The following is a 19,712-nucleotide window of genomic DNA, read 5'->3' as shown; positions in this document are numbered from 1 at the left end:
GGCGCCGGACACACATCGAGGCGTCCTCAATAATGAAAAGGCAGCCTCGATTCGAAACGAAATCAACGAGCGCGTCCTTGCGCCCATGCAGCAGAAACTAGCCCGGTACGCGGCGAATCTTGGCGCCGAGCATCTGCAGTTTCTCTTCGATGCACTCGTAACCACGGTCGATGTGGTAGATGCGGTCGATCAGGGTGTCGCCTTCGGCAATCAACGCCGAGATGACCAGGCTGGCCGAAGCACGCAGGTCGGTGGCCATGACTGGCGCGCCTTTCAGCTTCTCGGTACCGGTGACGATGGCGGTGTTGCCTTCGACCTGGATCTTGGCGCCCATGCGGTGCAATTCGTAAACGTGCATGAAGCGGTTTTCGAAGATCGTCTCGATTACCGCGCCGGTGCCTTCGGCAATGGCGTTGAGGGAGATGAACTGCGCTTGCATGTCGGTCGGGAACGCCGGGTACGGAGCCGTACGGATGTTGACGGCTTTTGGCCGCTTGCCGTGCATGTTCAACTCGATCCAGTCGTCGCCGCAGGTGATTTCGGCACCCGCTTCCTTGAGTTTCTCCAGGACGGCTTCGAGGATGGTCGGATCGGTGTCCTTGACCTTCACACGACCGCCCGTCACCGCCGCCGCCACCAGGTAGGTGCCGGTTTCGATACGGTCAGGCATCACTTTGTAAGTGGTCGTGTGCAGGCGCTCGACGCCATCAATGGTGATGGTGTCGGTACCGGCGCCAGTAATCTTGGCGCCCATGGCGATCAGGAAGTTCGCCAGGTCGATGACTTCCGGCTCGCGAGCGGCGTTTTGCAACACGCTACGGCCCTTGGCCAGAGCGGCCGCCATCATGATGTTTTCGGTACCGGTCACGCTGACGGTGTCGAAGAAGAAGTGCGCACCACGCAAGCCACCTTCAGGTGCCTTGGCCTTGATGTAGCCGCCTTCGACGTCGATGACCGCGCCCATGGCCTCGAGGCCACGGATGTGCAGGTCAACCGGACGCGAACCGATGGCGCAACCGCCAGGCAGCGCGACTTCGGCTTCACCGAAACGCGCAACCATCGGGCCCAGGACCAGAATCGACGCACGCATGGTTTTAACCAGTTCGTACGGAGCGATCAGGGTCTTGATGGTGCGCGGGTCGATTTCGACGCTGAGTTTCTCGTCGATCACCGGCTCGATGCCCATGCGACCGAACAGCTCGATCATGGTGGTGATGTCATGCAGGTGCGGCAAGTTGGCAACGGTAACCGGGCCATCGCACAGCAAGGTGGCAGCCAGGATCGGCAGGGCAGAGTTTTTTGCCCCGGAAATGCGGATCTCGCCATCAAGACGAGCGCCACCGGTAATAATCAATTTATCCATAAGAATCTCGACGCCCTTGGGCTCAGGTGCGCTCGGCCCAGGCCGCGCTGCTGAAAAATTTCATAGTGACCGCATGGATGCTGCCATCGGTGATCCATGGGTTCAAATGGGCATAGATCTGCTGTTGACGCTTCACCGGGCTCATCGCCGCCAGTTCATCGCTAATCACGTTCAGCTGGAAATTGCAGCCTTCGCCTTCAACTTCTACCAGCGTTCCGGGCAGCTTTCCTTCAAGGAAGCTCTTCACTTCTACGGCCTGCATGCTCAACCTCAATCGGCGCCCTGTGCGCGCGGGTCGGACATCATACAAAAAAGCCCCGCGCCTGCGAACCCCGCGAAGCAGGACTCTGACGGGGGGCTTCTTTATTGATGCGGTTAGGGGTGCGCCAACAGCTCGGTCAATTCACTGACCTGAGCGATTTCGCGCATGTCTTCAGGCATCCCGCGGATGCTCAGCGCCTTGCCGGCCGCCTCTGCATCTCGCATGAAACACAACAACAACGACAAACCGACGCTACTGGACTTCAGCACCGCCGAACAATCGACCACCAGCTCGGCGGCCTTACTCGATGAGATCAGCGCCTGCCCTTGCTTGCGCAGGCCTGGGCCGGTGCGGTAATCCAGCATACCGCTAAGCCGCAACTCGCCGGATTCGCTCATGCGAATGGCCGACACACTCATTGGGTTTGCTTCGCGGTGTTTTCCTTGGCCTTGGCGACTTCCCCGGCCCAACCATTGATGGTCTTGTCCAGGTCGTTGCCATTGCGCTGCATCGCATCAGCGAACTGATCGCGGAACAGCTTGCCAATGTTGATGCCGTTGATGATCACGTTACGCAGCTTCCACTCGCCATTGACCTTTTCAAGCGTGTAGGACACTGGATAGATCGCGCCGTTGGTGCCTTTGACCGTCATGCCAACGCTGGTACGGTCGCCGGACTCATCCTTGGCAGGATCGACAGTGATGCCCTGATTGTTGTACTCGAGCAAGGCATTGCCGTAGAACTGGAACAGACCCTTCTTGAAGTTTTCTTCAAAGGTCTTCATTTGCGCAGGTGTCGCCTTGCGCGAATATTTGACTGTCATGATGCTTTTGGAGATGCCCTCGGCATCCACCACAGGTCCGACGATGGTGTTCAGCGCCGTGTAGAAATCCTGCGGGTCCTGCTTGTACTTCTCTTTATTCGCCGACAGGTCGGCGAGCATCCGGGTCGTGGTGTCTTGCACGATATCGTGCGCCGAAGGCGCCGCCACGGCGTTAGCCATCAACGGCAGGGCCGCGAGTAATACGAACAGGCCACGTCGCAAGGTAGAGATCATACAAAAGCTCCTCATTTGGCGTCTTTGCTAACGGTATTGAGCAGAAATTTACCGATCAGGTCTTCAAGCACCAGTGACGACTGGGTGTCGTGGATGGTCCCACCATCCTTGAGCAAGGCTTCTTCCCCGCCCACGCTGATACCGATGTACTTTTCGCCCAACAGGCCAGCAGTCAGGATAGATGCAGTGGAGTCCGCCGGCAGGTTATCTACCCGTTTTTCCAACTGCATGGTCACTCGACCGGTGAAACTGTCGCGATCCAGATCAATCGCCGTGACCTTGCCGATGGTCACACCGGCCATGGTCACCTTGGCTCTGACCGTCAAACCGGCGATATTGTCGAAATAGGCATAAAGTTTATAGGTGTCGGTGGTAGCGCTCGGCGACAGGCCACTTACCCGCAACGCCAGCAACAGCAAAGCCAGGATGCCAGCCAGCAAGAAAAGGCCGACACCGATTTCCAGGGTGCGGTTTTGCATCAGAAATCTCCAAACATCAAGGCGGTCAGAATAAAGTCCAGGCCGAGTACTGCCAACGAGGCATACACAACGGTCTTGGTAGTGGCACGACTGATCCCCTCGGAAGTGGGCTCGCAGTCATAGCCTTGGAATACAGCAATCCAGGTCACGACAAAGGCGAAAACGATGCTTTTGATGATGCCGTTGAGCACATCGTCAGTGAACGTCACGCTGTTTTGCATGTTCGACCAGTACGACCCTTCATAGACACCCAGCCAGTCGACGGCCACCCAGGAGCCGCCCCAGATCCCCACCACGCTGAAAATCATCGCCAGCACCGGCAGGGAAATGAAACCGGCCCACAGGCGTGGGGCAATGATGTACTTGAGCGGATCGACGCCAATCATTTCCAGACTGGACAACTGCTCGGTGGACTTCATGTTGCCGATTTCTGCTGTCAGCGCAGAACCGGCGCGCCCGGCGAACAACAACGCCGTGACCACGGGGCCCAACTCTCGCAGCAAGGTCAGCGCAACCATCTGCCCGACCGCCTGCTCGGAGCCGTAGCTGGAAAGGATGTTGAACCCTTGCAGCGCCAGCACCATACCGATGAACACCCCGGAGACCACGATGATCACCAGGGACATCACGCCGACCGAATGCAGCTGCTTGACCAGCAAGCCAAACCCACCGCCGATGCCGCCACGGCCGAACAAGGCATGAAACAGGAAAATCGCCGAACGCCCGAACACCGCCAGCACATCGATGCCGGCATGGCCGAACCGGCGCACTCGTTCTATTAGTGAAATCTTGCGCATCAGCGCTTCCCCAGAAGATCTGCGCGGTAATCCGTCGCTGGAAAGTGATAGGCGACCGGACCGTCCGGATCGCCTGTCATGAATTGACGGATACGCGGCTCGTCCGAGTTCATCAGCTCGTCAGGCGTGCCCTGCCCCAACACTTGCCCGTCGCCCACGACATAGATGTAATCGGCGATGCTCGCCGTCTCGGCCAGGTCGTGGGAGACCACAATGCTGGTGATCCCCAGCGCGTCGTTAAGCAGGCGGATCAGGCGCACCAATACGCCCATGGCGATCGGGTCCTGGCCCACAAAGGGCTCGTCATACATGAGGATCTGCGGATCGAGGGCAATCGCCCGGGCCAGCGCGACTCGACGCTTCATGCCGCCGGACAGTTCGTCAGGCATCAGATCGATGGCGCCGCGCAAGCCCACGGCCTGCAATTTGAGCAGGACGATGTCCCGAATCATTTCTTCGGGTAGCTCGGTATGAACGCGCAGGGGAAAGGCGACGTTCTCGAATACATCGAGATCGGTAAACAGTGCGCCGCTCTGAAACAACACGCCCATGTGCTTGCGTGCATCGAACAGATCGCTGCGCGACAATTTCGGCAGGTTCTGACCGTTGACCCAGACTTCACCCTTGGTCGGCCGCAATTGTGCGCCCATCAAGCGCAACAGTGTGGTCTTGCCACACCCGGAAGGCCCCATGATGCCGGTGACCTTTCCGCGCGGAATACGGATATCCACGTTATTGAATATGCTGCGCGCACCGCGCTTGAAGGACAGTCCCTTCAGCTCGACCGCGTAGGCGTTATCGGCACTCATCTAAACTCCTTGCGATGCAAGCCTCTCACTCGGACGCCTGTCTTCCTCACGAAAGCACATACCCCCCGGGCGGGCCGAACTGGCGGCGAACTATATCACTGCACAGGCCAAGCGCCAAAGGCCCAAGCCGGGGCATATTCAGCAACATGACACGCAAAAAGCTTCATTTAGAGGGTTTCCCGTCACCGGGAATGATAATGCGCGACGAACTTGCGTGAGGGTTTCCATCATTACCGCTATAATCGCCGCCTTTTCATCAGGCTATACGATTTCTGACATGAGCCAATCCAGCGACCTGATTCAATCCGCCCAACGCACCATCCGCCTCGAATTGGAAGCCGTACAAGGCTTGCTACCGCATATCGACGCAGATTTCGTACGCGCTTGCGAGATGATTCTGGCCAGCAAAGGCCGCGTGGTCGTGGTCGGCATGGGCAAATCAGGGCACATCGGCAACAAGATCGCCGCCACCCTGGCCAGCACCGGCACCACGGCGTTCTTCGTACATCCGGCCGAAGCCAGCCACGGCGACATGGGCATGATCACCCGCGACGACGTCATCCTCGCGTTGTCGAACTCCGGCTCCACCAATGAAATCATCACGCTTCTGCCGCTGATCAAGCGCCTGGGCATCCAGTTGATCAGCATGACCGGCAATCCCGAGTCTGCGCTGGCCAAGGCTGCCGAGGTCAATTTGAACGTTCACGTCGAGCACGAAGCGTGCCCACTGAACCTCGCGCCGACGTCGTCGACCACCGCAGCCCTGGTCATGGGCGACGCCCTGGCCGTCGCGTTGCTGGAAGCCCGCGGCTTTACCGCTGAAGATTTCGCGTTTTCCCACCCGGGTGGTGCACTCGGTCGACGTTTACTGCTGAAAGTGGAAAACGTCATGCACGCCGGCGAAGAACTGCCGAAAGTCCAGCGCGGTACGCTGCTCAAGGATGCCTTGATGGAAATGACCCGCAAGGGCCTGGGCATGACGGTCATTCTGGAAGCGGACGGCAAGCTGGCCGGGATCTTCACGGACGGTGACTTGCGTCGCTCGCTGGATCGCACCATTAACATTCACCAGGCGACCATCGACGAAGTGATGACCGCCCACGGCAAGACCGCCCGCGCCGAGATGCTCGCCGCTGAAGCCTTGAAGATCATGGAAGACAACAAAATCAGCGCACTGGTGGTGGTCGACAGCGACGACCGTCCGGTCGGCGCCTTGAACATGCACGACTTGCTGCGTGCGGGAGTAATGTAATGAGCACGGACCTTCTGGAACGCGGAAAACAGATCAAGCTGGCGGTGTTCGACGTTGACGGTGTCCTGACCGATGGACGCCTGTACTTCCTCGAAGACGGCAGTGAATTCAAGACGTTCAACACCCTCGACGGCCAAGGCATCAAGATGTTGATGGCAGCGGGCGTGCAGACGGCTATCATCAGCGGCCGCAAGACTCCGGTGGTCGAGCGACGGGCGAAGAACCTCGGCATTCCACACCTGTACCAGGGTCGAGAAGACAAACTGGTGGTGCTCGACGAGCTTCTCGCCCAACTCAACCTAAGCTATGAACAGGTCGCCTACCTCGGCGACGACCTGCCGGACCTGCCGGTCATTCGCCGCGTAGGCTTGGGCATGGCGGTGGCCAATGCTGCCAGTTTCGTACGCGAACACGCCCATGGCATCACCCAGGCCCGTGGTGGCGAAGGTGCCGCTCGCGAGTTCTGCGAATTGATCCTGCGCGCCCAGGGCCGTCTCGATGCGGCCAACGCCGCGTACCTGTGAGCCAACTATGCTGAGCAAAAAGTTTCGCAACATCCTGGTGTTCGGTTGCATCGCGGCGATTTTTGCGGCGGTCGGCTACTGGAACATCAGCCCGGAACGCTTCCTCGACAAGACCGTGGTCAAGGTCGATGAAAGCGCTATCGACTATTACGCCACCAACGCCCACAGCGTGCAGTTCCTGCCGGACGGCAAGTTGCAGTACGAAATGACATCCGACAAGGTCGAGCACCTGAAAGCCACCGACGTGACGCTGCTGACCAATCCCGACCTGAACATGTTTCGCGGCACCGAATTCCCGTGGCATGTGCAGAGCGAACGCGGCGAGGTCAATTCGGGGGGCACCGAGGTAGAACTGATCGACTCGGTACGCATCACTCGTTTCGACGAGAAAAACCGCAAGACCCTGATTACCTCCACCCGTATGACAGTGTTCCCGCAGCAGCAATATGCGCAGACCGAGCAACCCGTTAGAATCGACGGCGCTGGTGGTGTGTCGACTGGCAAGGGAATGAAAGCGTATTTGAAAGAAAGCAGGATACACCTGCTATCGAACGTAAGAGGACAGTATGAGGCTCGTTAAAACTCTCCCTATTTTGCTCAGTCTGGGCGCAGCACTGGGAAGCGTGAGCGCCTGGGCTCTGCCGAACGATCAAGAGCAGCCTATCCGCATTCAAGCCGACGATGCCCAACTGGACGACAAAAACGGCATTGCCACCTACAAAGGCGATGTGATCATTACCCAGGGCTCAATGAAGGTCACCGGCAATACCGTGACCATCACCCGCACCCCGGCCGGCGACATCGACGTGGTGACTTCGGTGGGCAACCTCGCCTACTTCGAGCAATTGCAGACCGCTGGCGACACCAAGCCTGTTCAAGGCTGGGGCGTAACCATCCAGTACCACGCAGCGCAAAACCGCATCGTGCTGATCGATCGCGCCAAAGTGATCGACAAGGACAACAACACCACCCAAGGCGAGAAAATCGTCTACGACACGGTGAAGAAGCTTGCCAGCGCCGGTCGCGCCACGGGCAGCAAGGTCACCGAGTCGCGTCCGCGCATCGACATGGTGATCCAGCCCAAGCCGAAAACCGACGAGAAAAAGGCCCAGTAATGGCAACTCTGAAAGCTCAGCATCTGGCCAAGAGCTACAAGAGCCGCCAGGTCGTGCGTGACGTCAGCCTGTCCATCGACAGCGGTCAGATCGTCGGCCTGCTTGGCCCCAACGGTGCCGGCAAGACCACGTGCTTCTACATGATCGTCGGCTTGGTTCAGGCCGATCAGGGCCGCGTCCTGATCGACGACCTGGACGTCAGCCACCAGCCCATGCACGGCCGCGCAAAGGCCGGTATCGGCTATCTTCCGCAAGAAGCGTCGATCTTCCGCAAACTCTCGGTGGCCGACAACATCATGGCCATCCTCGAGACCCGCAAGGAACTCGACAAGGCTGGTCGTCGCAAGGAACTGGAAAGCCTGCTGCAGGAGTTCCACATCAGCCACATCCGCGACAACCTGGGCATGAGCCTGTCCGGTGGTGAACGCCGCCGTGTGGAAATCGCCCGGGCACTGGCCACCAACCCGAAATTCATCCTCCTCGACGAACCGTTCGCCGGCGTGGACCCGATTTCGGTGGGCGATATCAAGCAGATCATTTATCACCTCAAGGCCAAGGGCATTGGCGTGCTCATCACTGACCACAATGTCCGTGAAACCCTGGACATCTGCGAAACCGCCTACATCGTCAACGATGGCCAGCTGATCGCCGAAGGTGACTCCGCCACCATTCTGGCCAACGACCTGGTCAAGGAAGTGTACCTGGGCCATGAGTTCCGTCTGTAAGCGCTGAGGTGTCTGGCTGATTGTCCGGGCGCTTGTCTCGATAAAAAATCAATAGTTTTTTATTGTTACAACGCTCTAGGCAAACGCTGCAGTTTCGGGCATATAATTTGCTTATGTTTGGCGCTCCGGCGCCCTGTAGTGGATGGCGCATGTGCGCCGGCGAATAAGGTGTTAAGCCCCTGCCATGAAACCATCGCTAGTCTTGAGAATGGGCCAGCAGCTGACGATGACACCGCAGCTGCAACAGGCCATCCGCCTGCTCCAATTGTCGACCCTGGACCTGCAACAGGAAATCCAGGAGGCCCTGGAGTCCAATCCGATGCTCGAACGCCAGGAAGAAGGCGACGACTTCGATAACGCCGACCCCTTGGCTGACAAAGCCGAACAGCCACCCAATGCCGATGTTTCGGAACCCTCTTACCAGGAAACCGCCCCGACGGTGGACAACCTCGAGGAAGGCGACTGGAACGAGCGCATTCCCAACGAACTGCCCGTCGACACCGCGTGGGAAGACGTCTACCAGACCAGCGCCAGCAGCCTGCCGAGCAACGATGACGACGAGTGGGATTTCACCACCCGCACATCCGCCGGTGAAAGCCTGCAAAGCCATCTGTTGTGGCAACTGAACCTGGCGCCGATGTCCGACACCGATCGCCTGATCGCCGTGACCCTGATCGATTGCATCAACAATCAGGGCTACCTGGACGAAACACTCGAGGAAATCCTCGAAGCCTTCGACCCGGAACTGGACATCGAACTGGACGAAATCGAAGCCGTCCTGCACCGCATCCAGCAATTCGAACCCGCCGGCATCGGCGCGCGCAACCTGGGTGAATGCCTGCTGCTGCAATTGCGCCAGTTGCCCGCCAAGACGCCTTGGCTGGCCGAAGCCAAGCGCCTGGTCAGCGATTACATCGACCTGCTCGGCAGCCGCGACTACAGCCAGCTCATGCGCCGCATGAAGCTCAAAGAAGATGAACTGCGCCAGGTGATCGAACTGGTTCAGAGCCTCAACCCGCGCCCAGGCTCCCAGATCGAGTCCAGTGAAGCCGAATACGTCGTTCCCGACGTGATCGTGCGCAAGGACAACGAGCGCTGGCTGGTAGAACTGAACCAGGAATCGGTGCCACGGCTGCGGGTCAACGCCCAATACGCCGGCTTCGTGCGCCGCGCGGACACCAGCGCCGACAACACCTTCATGCGCAATCAGCTGCAAGAGGCCCGCTGGTTCATCAAGAGCCTGCAGAGCCGCAACGAAACCCTGATGAAAGTGGCCACCCAGATCGTCGAGCATCAGCGAGGCTTCCTGGAGTACGGCGACGAAGCCATGAAACCGCTGGTCCTGCACGACATCGCTGAAGCGGTGGGCATGCACGAATCGACGATTTCCCGGGTGACCACGCAAAAGTTCATGCACACCCCCCGGGGTATTTATGAACTGAAATACTTTTTCTCCAGCCATGTGAGCACCTCCGAAGGCGGTGAATGCTCGTCCACGGCGATCCGCGCGATCATCAAAAAACTGGTTGCCGCGGAAAATCAGAAAAAGCCGTTGAGTGACAGCAAGATCGCTGGTTTACTGGAGGCACAAGGCATTCAGGTGGCTCGCCGCACCGTCGCCAAGTACCGCGAATCCCTCGGGATCGCGCCTTCGAGCGAACGTAAGCGGTTGATGTAGGGCCACGCCACAGCGTTCCAGTGGTAGATCATCTGATCTGCCGCTTTATGCACTGGCAACGAAGGAGAAGCTGTATGCAAGTCAACATCAGTGGACACCAACTGGAAGTGACCGAACCCCTGCGCGCCTACATCGGCGAAAAACTTGAACGACTGGAGCGGCATTTCGACAAGATCACCAATGTGCAAGTCACGATGACGGTCGAAAAACTGAAGCAGAAAATCGAAGCCACCCTGCATATTCCCGGCAATGAAGTGGTCGCTAACGCGGAACATACCGATATGTACGCGGCGATCGACGCATTGACCGACAAGCTGGATAAACAACTCAAAAAGCATAAGGAAAAGACCCAGAGCCTCCTCCAGGGCGCGACCGGTCGTTAACACTCCCAACCCATGATCCGACTTGAAAGCATCCTGACCCCCGGCCGTTCCCTCGTGAACGTGCCGGGCGGCAGTAAAAAGAAAGCCCTTGAGCAAATTGCCAACCTTATCCACCGCGAAGTGCCGGATCTGGCGATGCAGGATGTCTTCGAGAGTCTGGTCGCCCGCGAAAAACTCGGTTCCACCGGTTTTGGCAATGGCATCGCCATCCCCCACTGCCGCCTCAAAGGTTGCACGGCACCCATCAGTGCCTTGATGCACCTCGATGCCCCTATTGATTTCGACGCCATTGATGGCGCCCCGGTTGACCTGCTATTCGTGCTGCTGGTCCCGGAAGCCGCTACCGATGCGCACCTGGAGCTACTGCGCCAGATCGCCAGCATGCTCGACCGCATGGATGTGCGCAAAAAGTTGCGCAGTGCCCCGAGCAATGAAGCCTTGTATCAGGTTGTCCTGGACGAGCAGAACGGTCACTAATCATGCGCTTGATCATTGTCAGTGGCCGTTCCGGCTCAGGTAAAAGCACCGCACTCGATGTTCTCGAGGACAGCGGCTATTACTGCATCGACAATCTGCCGGCCGGCCTGCTGCCAGAGTTGGCCGAGCGCTCGCTGATTCACACCGAACTGGCACAACCCCTGGTTGCCGTGTCCATCGATGCGCGCAACCTGCCAAGCCACCTGTCACGGTTTCCCGAGCTGCTGGAAGAAGTCCGCAGCCGGCATATCCAGTGCGATGTCCTGTACCTGGATGCCGACGAAGAAACCTTGCTCAAACGATTTTCGGAAACCCGGCGTCGTCACCCGCTGAGCAGCCCCAATCGCTCGCTGGCCGAAGCGATCAATGACGAAACCAGCCTGCTCGGTCCGATTGCCGACCTTGCCGATCTGAAAGTAAACACCACCAACCTGAACCTGTATCAGCTGCGCGATACCATCAAGCTGCGGCTGCTGAACCAGCCGGAACCCGGCACTGCGTTCCTGGTGGAGTCTTTCGGTTTCAAGCGTGGCATGCCGGTGGACGCCGACCTGGTGTTTGACGTGCGCTGCCTGCCGAACCCTTACTGGAAGCCGGAATTGCGCGAACAGTCCGGGCTTGATCAACCGGTTGCCGAGTACCTGGCAGCACAGCCGGACGTCGAAGAGATGTTCCAGGACATTTCCACATACCTGCTCAAGTGGCTGCCACGCTTTGCCGCCAGCAACCGCGCGTATGTCACCATTGCCATTGGCTGTACCGGCGGACATCACCGCTCCGTCTACCTGACCGAACGCCTGGGTCAGACCCTGCAAAAAACCCTGAAGAACGTCCAGGTCCGCCACCGCGACCTCAGCTAAAGGATTTACATCGCGATGCCTGCTCTGGAAATTGAAATCATCAACAAGCTGGGTCTGCATGCCCGTGCTTCCGCAAAATTTGTCGGAGTCGCCGGCCAGTTCAAGGACTGCACGATCAGGGTAGGACGCACGCCAGAATCCACGGTAGACGGTAAAAGCATCATGGCGATGATGATGTTGGCCGCCGGCAAGGGCACCAGGATTCATCTAAGCACGGAAGGCGAGCAGGAACAGGAAGCGCTGGATGCGCTGGTGGCGCTGATCAACAACTTCTTCGACGAAGGCGAATAACACCGCAGCCCTGTAGCAGCTGGCGAAGCCTGCGTTCGGCTGCGCAGCAGTCGTAAAATCAGTCAGCGCGGTCTTTCGGCAAACCGGGTATACCGGATTTACGACTGCTGCGCAGCCGAACGCAGGCTTCGCCAGCTGCTACATAGTTCGTGTTAAGCAAGCGCAGTATCCATCACCATCATCAGGCAAAACCCGATCAGCAACCCAAGGCTGGCCAGTTTGTCGTGACCCTTGCGGCGCGACTCGGGAATGACCTCGTGGGTCACCACCAACAGCATTGCCCCGGCCGCCAGTGCCAAGCCCAATGGCAACAACAACTCAGCCAGGCTCACCAGCCACGCACACAGCAGCGCAAAAACCGGCTCGACCAAACCTGACGCGGCGCCGATCAGGAACGCTTTGACCCGCGACATCCCTGCCCCGGCCAATACCAGCGCAATCACCAGACCTTCAGGCACGTCCTGCAACGCGATGCCCATCGCCAGGCTATCGGCGTCGGGCATGCCTCCCCCGGCCGAGACACCCACCGCCATACCTTCAGGGATGTTGTGGGCGATGATGGCGAATACAAACAACCAGATCCGCGGTGGAATTACCGGCCGCTCCGGCGTGCCAACGAGCATTTCCGGCGAAGCGCCAGACACCTTTCGGTCCACAAGAAACAACCCGAACGCACCCAGCATGATGCCGAAGCTGATCAGACCGCTGGCCGCCCACGGCGTCAGCCCCAAGCTTTCAGCAGCGGAAATTCCCGGAACGACCAGCGAAAACGCCGTCGCCGCGAGCATCACTCCGGCCCCGAAGCCGAGCAGCGTGTCGCTGACCGTCTGGGGCATCCGGCGGATCACCAACACCGGCACCGCGCCCAAGGCAGTGCCCAAGGCGCAGATCGCCCCGCCCTGCAGTGCGCGCAGCAGTTTCGGCTCAAGGTCCAGCCAGGCGAGTCCGTGTGCGACCAGTAAGCTCATCCCTGCCAGCAATAACAGCGAACCAAACGCGTAACGAAACATTCGCCCGCTTCCAATCGCCAGTGTTTCAGTGCCCATATTCAGCCTTGGATTATTTTTATAAACGACTTAAACCCGTGCAGCCTGATAGCGCGCAGCGACTTCGGGCCAATGGATGACGTTGTAGAAAGCGTTGATGTATTCAGGGCGACGATTCTGATACTGCAGGTAATACGCGTGCTCCCAGACATCCAGGCCGAGGATGGGCGTATTGCCGTTCATCAACGGGCTGTCCTGATTGCCACTGCTTTCAACGACCAATGTCTTTTGCGGCGTCACGCTCAACCAGGCCCAGCCGCTGCCGAAGCGGGTCAACGCGGCCTTAGTGAAAGCCTGCTTGAAGCTGTCGAGCCCTCCCAGTTGCTCATCGATTGCCTTGGCCAGTTCACCTTCAGGCTTGCCTCCGCCGTGGGGCGCCATCACCTCCCAGAACAGCGAATGGTTGGCATGACCGCCGCCCTGATTGATCACCGCAGCGCGTAGCTGCTCTGGCAGTTGTTGCACGCCAGCCACCAGTTTTTCCACCGGCCACTCGGCGAACTCGGTCCCTTCGACGGCCGCGTTGAGGTTATTGATGTAGGTCTGGTGATGCTTGGTGTAGTGAATTTCCATGGTCTGTGCATCGATGTGCGGTTCCAGGGCGTCGTAGGCGTACGGCAAGGCAGGCAAGGTAAAAGCCATTTCAATGGACTCCATGATGGTGGGGCGCAGTCTTTTGCGACGGCGAGGCAGCATCGATGTGCAGCAACCGATGAGTACGCGGGTATTCGCCGTGTTCGCTGATGAAATTCAGTAACTCGACGTAGGTTTTGCTGCTCTGGCGCAGCGCTGCTTCGCGCAGTGCCGGCGCCAGTCGTGGGTCTTGCAGGGTCTGCAGCAACCGTTGATGGATCGCGCACAAGTATTCCGCGCTCTCTTCCGGCTGGTTCAGACGCAAATGCAGGTCCGCCAGGTTGTGGTGGGAAATCACGCAGGCCGCCACCGCTTCGTCGGCATCCGCCCAGCGCTCGAACAGCACCTGGGCCAGGGCCAACGCCTGCAAGTAAGCCTCGCGGGCGTCGATCAGTTCGCCCAGCATGAAACAACGGTTTGCCCTTTCGATCGTGCGTTTCCAATGCTCCATGGTGAGCCTCCAAAGCGGTGGTGGTGGTTACACGCCGCCTGCTGTCAGCTTTTCTGGATTGAGCAACTCCTCCAGTTGGCTACGTGTCAGGTCGGTGTGCTCCAGGGCCACATCAATCACCGGCCGGCCCTGTTGATAGGCCTTCTTGGCAATCTCCGCGGCTTTTTGGTAACCAATGATCGGGTTGAGTGCGGTCACCAGGATTGGATTACGCGACAGCGCTTCCACTGAGTCATTACCGATCACTTGGGCGGCGACCATGGAGGTGGCTTCCGGGATCACCGGGTGACCTTGCCCGGCATGATCGAAGAACCCGGCTGCAACGCTTCGAGTATCGGGAAATTGTCCACCGCGCGCTGGGTCTGTGCGCCATAGAGCGCGTCCACGGGGACTTGCAGCTCGCCCATGCTGTCGCGCTCAATACGTGTCTTGGTCATCGGAAAATCCTTGCACCAGTTCTATGAGAGAAATCGAGGGCCGCAACTCGCAGGTTGACAATTGCCACGTATAGCTTTGCCAGCGCTTGAGGCGGCACTTACACAGAGAGAGGCGTTCCAGATCGCGTAACAGCCGCCAGGACTGGTCGAGACAGAAGGTCCGCCAGTGCCACGGCAGCCCGACGTCGGCGGCGGTATCGAGCAGTAAACGAAAGGAATTTTCGGCGATGGTCCAGGGCGAGGTGGCCGTGCAACACGCCAGATACCGGCCTTCAGCCAGGTAATGTTCGATCAGGCGAGGCTCGTCGGGGTCCATCGCGCAACGAATCTGGCGACTCATCCAGCGCCAGCTTTCGAGGTAAGGCTGCTCGTGCAAGGCAGAACTCATGATCCGGGCTCATTCGGTAATGAGATTTATTATTAAATGATAATGAGAAACAACACAAGATCAAAAGATCGCAGCCTTCGGCAGCTCCTACAGTGGAATGTGTGTAGGAGCTGCCGCAGGCTGCGATCTTTTGATTTAAAAAAAAGGCGCGCCACCCAGTGGGTGGCGCGCCTTTTTGTGTAACGGTGAGGTTTAGCTACCCGCCACGGTCATCCGCTCGATCAGCACCGAACCCGTGCGAATGTTGCTGCGCAGCTCCAGGTCATTACCAACGGCAACGATCTGCTTGAACATGTCGCGCATGTTGCCGGCGATGGTCACTTCCTGCACCGCGAACTGGATTTCGCCGTTCTCGACCCAGTAACCCGCCGCGCCACGGGAGTAATCCCCGGTGACCATGTTCAAGCCTTGGCCCATCAATTCGGTCACCAGCAACCCGCGCCCCATGCGTCGTAGCAAGGCAGCCTGGTCTTCATCGCCATGGGTGACGAACAGGTTGTGCACACCGCCGGCGTTGGCAGTGCTCGGCATGCCCAGCTTGCGGCCGGAGTACGTGCCGAGGATGTAGGACACCAATTCGCCTTTTTCGACGAATGGCTTGGCGTAGGTGGCCAGGCCATCGCCATCGAACGCCGAACTGCCCATGGCACGCATCAGGTGCGGACGCTCATCAATGGTCAGCCATTCCGGGAACAGCTTCTGACCCAGCGTGCCTTCAAGGAACGACGATTTGCGATACAGACTGCCACCGGAAATCGCCGAGAGGAAACTACCGAACAAACCACCGGCCAATTCCGCCGAAAACAGCACAGGCACTTCACAGGTCGGCACCGGACGCGCGCCCAGACGGCTCGCCGCCCGTTGCGCGGCACGCTGGCCGATGCTCACCGGGTCGGCCAACAAGGTGCCCTGACGGTTCACGTCATACCAGTAATCACGCTGCATCTGGCCGTCTGCTTCGGCAATCATCACGCAGCTGAGGCTGTGACGAGTCGACGCGTAACCGCCAATAAAGCCGTGGCTGTTGCCGTAGACGCGGCAACCCTGGTGTGTACTGAGGGTCGTGCCGTCGGCGTTTTTGATCCGATTGTCGGTAGCAAACGCCGCCGCTTCACAGGTCAGCGCCATCTCGATGGCTTGTTCCGGGGTGATGTCCCATTGGTGGAACAGGTCGAAATCCTTCAGGTCCCTGGCCATCAGCGCGGCATCCGCCAGGCCTGAGGCTTCGTCTTCAGACGTATGCTTGGCGATGGCCAGCGCGGCGGCGACGGTCTCGCGAATCGCTTCCGGGCCACTGGCCGAGGTGCTGGCCGAACCTTTGCGCTGACCGACGTACAAGGTGATGCCGAAGCCCTGATCGCGGTTGAATTCGACGGTTTCAACTTCACGCTGACGCACCGAGGTCGACAGGCCCTGCTCCAGGGACACCGCCACTTCACAGGCACTGGCCCCTTGGCGCTTGGCTTCAGCGATGATCTGCTCGACTTGTTCTTGCAGTGCCGGCAACGCTTGTGGGCCGACGCTTTCAACTGCACTCATGCTGTTCTCCACTCAAATTCTGCTTTCGGTAAAGGTCATCGAGCGACCGGGCCGGACAAGCGGCCCCCGACTGGTTATCATGGCGGCGTTTCTTTGCGGACGGCCACCATGGTTGATTCTTACGACGACTCCCTCGATACGGGAGAAAAAAGCAAATCCCAGGTTAAACGCGAGCTGCATGCTCTGGTTGACCTCGGCGAGCGCCTTACAACGCTCAAGCCTGACTTGCTGGCAAAACTGCCGTTGACCGACGCCATGCGCCGGGCCCTGGCCGATGCGCCCAAGCACACCGCGAATATCGCGCGTAAACGGCACCTCATGTTCATCGGCAAACTGATGCGCGATCAGGACACTGACGCCATCCTGACGTTGCTCGATCAACTCGATGCCTCCACTCGGCAGTACAACGAACGTTTCCACGGCCTGGAACGCTGGCGCGATCGCTTGATCGCAGGCGACGATGCCGTCCTGGAGAAGTTCGTTGTCGACTACCCGGAGGCCGATCGTCAGCAATTGCGCTCCCTGATCCGTCAGGCCCAACACGAACTGGCGACCAACAAGCCGCCGGCATCGAGCCGTAAAATCTTCAAGTACATCCGTGAGCTGGACGAGACTCAACGCGGTCTGCGCTGAGTAACGCCCAACCCCTGTAGGAGCTGCCGCAGGCTGCGATCTTTTGATCTTTTTTTAAGATCAAAGTCAACAGATCGCAGCCTGCGGCAGCTCCTACAGGGGATAGCTTCACGATCCTGTGCCACCCACAGTGATCGCATCAATTTTCAGCGTTGGCTGGCCGACGCCCACCGGCACCGACTGCCCATCCTTGCCGCACGTGCCCACGCCGCTGTCCAGCGCCAGATCGTTACCGACCATCGACACCTTGCTCATCGCTTCCGGGCCGTTGCCGATCAACGTCGCGCCTTTGACCGGGGCGGTAATCTTGCCGTCTTCGATCAGGTAGGCCTCGCTGGTGGAGAACACGAACTTGCCGCTGGTGATGTCCACCTGACCGCCGCCGAGGTTGGCACAGTAGATGCCGCGTTTCACCGAGGCGATGATTTCTGCCGGATCGCTTTCGCCGGCGAGCATGTAAGTGTTGGTCATGCGCGGCATCGGCAGGTGCGCGTAGGATTCGCGGCGACCGTTACCGGTACGGGCCACGCCCATCAGGCGCGCGTTGAGCTTGTCCTGCATGTAGCCTTTGAGTACGCCGTTTTCGATCAGCGTGGTGCACTCGGTCGGCGTGCCTTCGTCGTCGACACTCAACGATCCGCGACGACCGGCCAAGGTGCCATCATCGACGATGGTGCAGAGCTTGGACGCAACCATTTCACCCATGCGCCCGCTGTAAGCTGAACTGCCTTTGCGGTTGAAATCGCCTTCCAGACCATGGCCAACCGCTTCGTGCAACAGCACACCGGACCAGCCCGAACCCAACACCACCGGCAACGTACCGGCCGGCGCAGGAATGGCTTCAAGGTTGACCAGCGCCTGACGCAGCGCTTCACGGGCATAGCCCATGGCGCGGTCGTCGCTGAGGAAATACCGGTAATCGGTACGACCGCCACCACCATGACCACCGCGTTCGCGGCGACCGTTCTGTTCAACGATCACACTGACGTTGAAGCGCACCAGCGGCCGCACATCCGCTGCCAGGCTGCCGTCGGTAGACGCAACGAGGATTCGTTCCCAGACGCCGGCCATGCTCACGGTCACTTGCTGGATGCGCGGATCGAGGGCGCGAGTCGCGACGTCGATGCGTTTCAGCAGCTCGACTTTCTCGGCACGGGTCATGACCTCCAGCGGGTTATCCGGCCCGTACAACTGGGCGACGTCCTGGGTGGTGAACGCCTGCACGGTACCGTTCTGCCCGGCGCGGGAGATGGAACGCGCTGCGCGAGCCGCCGCACCCAAGGCTTCGAGGGTGATCGCATTGCTGTAGGCGAAGCCGGTTTTCTCACCCGATTGCGCCCGCACGCCAACGCCCTGGTCGAGGTTAAAGCTGCCTTCCTTGACGATGCCATCTTCCAACGCCCAGGACTCGGAAATCTGCCCCTGGAAATACAAGTCGGCGGCATCGATGCCCGGGCCGGCCAGATCGCCGAGCACACCTTGCAGGCTTTCGATCGTTACGCCGCCGGGCGCCAGGAGGTGTTCACTGACTGAGGACAACAACTCGCTCATATGCTTTACGCCTTAAATTCATCGTTCTGAGGCAGGTCGCTGGGCGCCCTGCGAGAAAAAGCGCCGGTGACTCGACACCGGCATCCGCGCCCTGATGGACGCCTGTTCGCTGCTATCGCGTTCGGCCAGCAGCACGGCTTCGCCTTGATCCTGTTGCGCCAACACCCGGCCCCATGGGTCGACAATTGCAGCGTGGCCATAGGTTTCTCGCGGCCCCGGATGCGTGCCACCCTGGGCGGCCGCAAGCACATAACATTGAGTCTCGATGGCCCGCGCGCGGATCAGCACATCCCAATGCGCCGCGCCGGTCACCGCCGTGAAAGCCGACGGCGCGGTAATCAATTCGGCCCCCGCGGCGCGTAATTCGCTATACAGCTCCGGGAAACGAAGGTCATAACACACCGTCAGGCCAACTCGACCGACAGGCGTATCGGCCACCACAACGCCACTTCCATAAGCATAGTCATCCGACTCGCGATAACGTCCGCGATTGTCCGCCACGTCAACGTCGAACAAATGCAGCTTGTCGTAGCGCGCCACTGTTTCGCCCTGATCGTTGACCAGCAACGAGCAGGCATGCACTTTGGCCGTCGGTTGGCCCACCGGCGGCAACGGCAACGTGCCGGCCACTATCCATAACTTGAGGTCGCGGGCGGTCTGTTTCAACCATGGCAGGATCGGACCTTCGCCCAACGCCTCCGCGCGGCCGATGTCAGCGATGTCGCGACGGCCCATGGCGGCGAAGTTTTCCGGCAGCACGGCAAGCTTCGCACCAGCGGCGGCCGCTTGCTCGAGCAGACGCCGGGCCTGGGCCAGATTGGCCAGCACATCGCTCTGGCTGACCATTTGAATCACCGCAAAAGACATGGCCTTTTCCTGAGCTGCTATGAACACGTACCTGTAGGAGCTGCCGCAGGCTGCGATCTTTTGATCTTTGTTTTACGACATCAAAACCAACATCA

The 19,712-nt window shown here is 59.2% G+C and carries 25 protein-coding genes and 1 pseudogene; 11 read left to right on the top strand and 15 right to left on the bottom strand.

Annotated elements, in window-relative coordinates:
- Nucleotides 1–97 precede the first annotated feature (97 nt).
- From murA to ACA052_RS04195, 7 genes are all read right to left on the bottom strand, one after another.
- Nucleotides 98–1,363, bottom strand: coding sequence for a UDP-N-acetylglucosamine 1-carboxyvinyltransferase (murA, locus tag ACA052_RS04225; RefSeq protein WP_157710387.1), 1,266 nt, complete (start codon nt 1,361–1,363; stop codon nt 98–100).
- Nucleotides 1,364–1,385: 22 nt separating this feature from the next.
- On the bottom strand, nt 1,386–1,625 hold the full coding sequence (locus ACA052_RS04220) for a BolA family protein (protein WP_015093504.1): 240 nt from the start codon (nt 1,623–1,625) through the stop codon (nt 1,386–1,388).
- 113 nt (nt 1,626–1,738) lie between these two features.
- On the bottom strand, nt 1,739–2,044 hold the full coding sequence (locus ACA052_RS04215; RefSeq protein ID WP_497648529.1) for an STAS domain-containing protein: 306 nt from the start codon (nt 2,042–2,044) through the stop codon (nt 1,739–1,741).
- The gene (locus ACA052_RS04210; RefSeq protein ID WP_497648528.1) at nt 2,041–2,682 is read right to left on the bottom strand and encodes an MlaC/ttg2D family ABC transporter substrate-binding protein; all 642 of its coding nucleotides are present in this window, start codon (nt 2,680–2,682) and stop codon (nt 2,041–2,043) included. Before ACA052_RS04210 ends, ACA052_RS04215 begins: the two co-directional genes overlap by 4 nt.
- 11 nt (nt 2,683–2,693) lie before the next feature.
- A complete protein-coding gene (mlaD, locus tag ACA052_RS04205) occupies nt 2,694–3,161 on the bottom strand; it encodes an outer membrane lipid asymmetry maintenance protein MlaD (RefSeq protein ID WP_109627992.1) in 468 nt (155 codons plus the stop codon).
- Complete coding sequence (mlaE, locus tag ACA052_RS04200) at nt 3,161–3,958, bottom strand: lipid asymmetry maintenance ABC transporter permease subunit MlaE (protein WP_157710391.1); 798 nt, start codon at nt 3,956–3,958, stop codon at nt 3,161–3,163. Before mlaE ends, mlaD begins: the two co-directional genes overlap by 1 nt.
- Nucleotides 3,958–4,767 (bottom strand): ATP-binding cassette domain-containing protein, encoded by an 810-nt coding sequence (locus ACA052_RS04195; protein ID WP_497648527.1) that lies wholly within the window; start codon nt 4,765–4,767, stop codon nt 3,958–3,960. Before ACA052_RS04195 ends, mlaE begins: the two co-directional genes overlap by 1 nt.
- Before the next feature lie 277 nt (nt 4,768–5,044).
- Here ACA052_RS04195 and ACA052_RS04190 point away from each other — a divergent pair, with 277 nt between their 5' ends.
- The 10 genes from ACA052_RS04190 to ACA052_RS04145 all read left to right on the top strand — a co-directional run bounded on the left by ACA052_RS04190 (nt 5,045) and on the right by ACA052_RS04145 (nt 12,072).
- Entirely contained in the window at nt 5,045–6,019 is a 975-nt protein-coding gene (locus ACA052_RS04190) for a KpsF/GutQ family sugar-phosphate isomerase (protein ID WP_497648526.1), read from the top strand.
- Nucleotides 6,019–6,543 (top strand): KdsC family phosphatase, encoded by a 525-nt coding sequence (locus ACA052_RS04185; protein WP_497648525.1) that lies wholly within the window; start codon nt 6,019–6,021, stop codon nt 6,541–6,543. Before ACA052_RS04190 ends, ACA052_RS04185 begins: the two co-directional genes overlap by 1 nt.
- A gap of 7 nt (nt 6,544–6,550) precedes the next feature.
- Nucleotides 6,551–7,123, top strand: coding sequence for an LPS export ABC transporter periplasmic protein LptC (lptC, locus tag ACA052_RS04180; RefSeq protein ID WP_497648524.1), 573 nt, complete (start codon nt 6,551–6,553; stop codon nt 7,121–7,123).
- Complete coding sequence (gene lptA, locus ACA052_RS04175; RefSeq protein WP_497648523.1) at nt 7,110–7,658, top strand: lipopolysaccharide transport periplasmic protein LptA; 549 nt, start codon at nt 7,110–7,112, stop codon at nt 7,656–7,658. Before lptC ends, lptA begins: the two co-directional genes overlap by 14 nt.
- Nucleotides 7,658–8,383, top strand: a complete 726-nt coding sequence (lptB, locus tag ACA052_RS04170; RefSeq protein ID WP_027924532.1) for an LPS export ABC transporter ATP-binding protein — start codon at nt 7,658–7,660, stop codon at nt 8,381–8,383. The genes lptA and lptB overlap by 1 nt, the downstream gene beginning before the upstream one ends.
- A gap of 184 nt (nt 8,384–8,567) precedes the next feature.
- Nucleotides 8,568–10,061: an RNA polymerase factor sigma-54 gene (locus tag ACA052_RS04165; protein ID WP_497648522.1), complete on the top strand. Its 1,494-nt coding sequence runs from the start codon at nt 8,568–8,570 to the stop codon at nt 10,059–10,061.
- A gap of 74 nt (nt 10,062–10,135) precedes the next feature.
- Entirely contained in the window at nt 10,136–10,444 is a 309-nt protein-coding gene (gene hpf / locus ACA052_RS04160; RefSeq protein ID WP_149657581.1) for a ribosome hibernation-promoting factor, HPF/YfiA family, read from the top strand.
- A 12-nt stretch (nt 10,445–10,456) separates the two neighbouring features.
- Nucleotides 10,457–10,921 (top strand): PTS IIA-like nitrogen regulatory protein PtsN, encoded by a 465-nt coding sequence (ptsN, locus tag ACA052_RS04155; protein WP_497648521.1) that lies wholly within the window; start codon nt 10,457–10,459, stop codon nt 10,919–10,921.
- A 2-nt stretch (nt 10,922–10,923) separates the two neighbouring features.
- Nucleotides 10,924–11,781, top strand: a complete 858-nt coding sequence (gene rapZ / locus ACA052_RS04150; protein WP_497648520.1) for an RNase adapter RapZ — start codon at nt 10,924–10,926, stop codon at nt 11,779–11,781.
- 15 nt (nt 11,782–11,796) lie between these two features.
- On the top strand, nt 11,797–12,072 hold the full coding sequence (locus ACA052_RS04145) for an HPr family phosphocarrier protein (protein WP_497648519.1): 276 nt from the start codon (nt 11,797–11,799) through the stop codon (nt 12,070–12,072).
- 152 nt (nt 12,073–12,224) lie between these two features.
- Here the strand turns inward: ACA052_RS04145 and ACA052_RS04140 are convergent, their stop codons facing one another.
- From ACA052_RS04140 to pmbA, 6 genes and pseudogenes are all read right to left on the bottom strand, one after another.
- Nucleotides 12,225–13,118, bottom strand: a complete 894-nt coding sequence (locus ACA052_RS04140; protein WP_497648518.1) for a ZIP family metal transporter — start codon at nt 13,116–13,118, stop codon at nt 12,225–12,227.
- A 30-nt stretch (nt 13,119–13,148) separates the two neighbouring features.
- A complete protein-coding gene (locus ACA052_RS04135; RefSeq protein WP_497648517.1) occupies nt 13,149–13,760 on the bottom strand; it encodes a superoxide dismutase in 612 nt (203 codons plus the stop codon).
- 1 nt (nt 13,761) lies between these two features.
- Nucleotides 13,762–14,202, bottom strand: a complete 441-nt coding sequence (locus tag ACA052_RS04130; RefSeq protein ID WP_497648516.1) for a DUF2753 family protein — start codon at nt 14,200–14,202, stop codon at nt 13,762–13,764.
- Between the two features lie 27 nt (nt 14,203–14,229).
- Nucleotides 14,230–14,534, bottom strand: a pseudogene (locus tag ACA052_RS04125) (lyase family protein); the annotation flags it as partial.
- Between the two features lie 85 nt (nt 14,535–14,619).
- Complete coding sequence (locus tag ACA052_RS04120; RefSeq protein ID WP_497648515.1) at nt 14,620–15,027, bottom strand: FagA protein; 408 nt, start codon at nt 15,025–15,027, stop codon at nt 14,620–14,622.
- Nucleotides 15,028–15,219: 192 nt separating this feature from the next.
- Nucleotides 15,220–16,566, bottom strand: coding sequence for a metalloprotease PmbA (gene pmbA / locus ACA052_RS04115; protein ID WP_497648514.1), 1,347 nt, complete (start codon nt 16,564–16,566; stop codon nt 15,220–15,222).
- A gap of 108 nt (nt 16,567–16,674) precedes the next feature.
- Between pmbA and yjgA the strand changes: the two genes are divergently transcribed.
- Nucleotides 16,675–17,199, top strand: a complete 525-nt coding sequence (gene yjgA / locus ACA052_RS04110) for a ribosome biogenesis factor YjgA (protein ID WP_033058015.1) — start codon at nt 16,675–16,677, stop codon at nt 17,197–17,199.
- 108 nt (nt 17,200–17,307) lie between these two features.
- Here yjgA and tldD read toward each other — a convergent pair whose 3' ends face one another.
- Together tldD and ACA052_RS04100 are read right to left on the bottom strand one after the other, a co-directional pair.
- A complete protein-coding gene (gene tldD, locus ACA052_RS04105; RefSeq protein ID WP_008037402.1) occupies nt 17,308–18,750 on the bottom strand; it encodes a metalloprotease TldD in 1,443 nt (480 codons plus the stop codon).
- A gap of 18 nt (nt 18,751–18,768) precedes the next feature.
- Nucleotides 18,769–19,617, bottom strand: coding sequence for a carbon-nitrogen hydrolase family protein (locus ACA052_RS04100; protein ID WP_497648513.1), 849 nt, complete (start codon nt 19,615–19,617; stop codon nt 18,769–18,771).
- Nucleotides 19,618–19,712 lie beyond the last annotated feature (95 nt).

This window comes from Pseudomonas sp. LBUM1644 (assembly GCF_059716195.1).
Note: the sequence above shows the minus strand (reverse complement) of the source record. Positions and strands in the feature narration are given on the sequence as shown.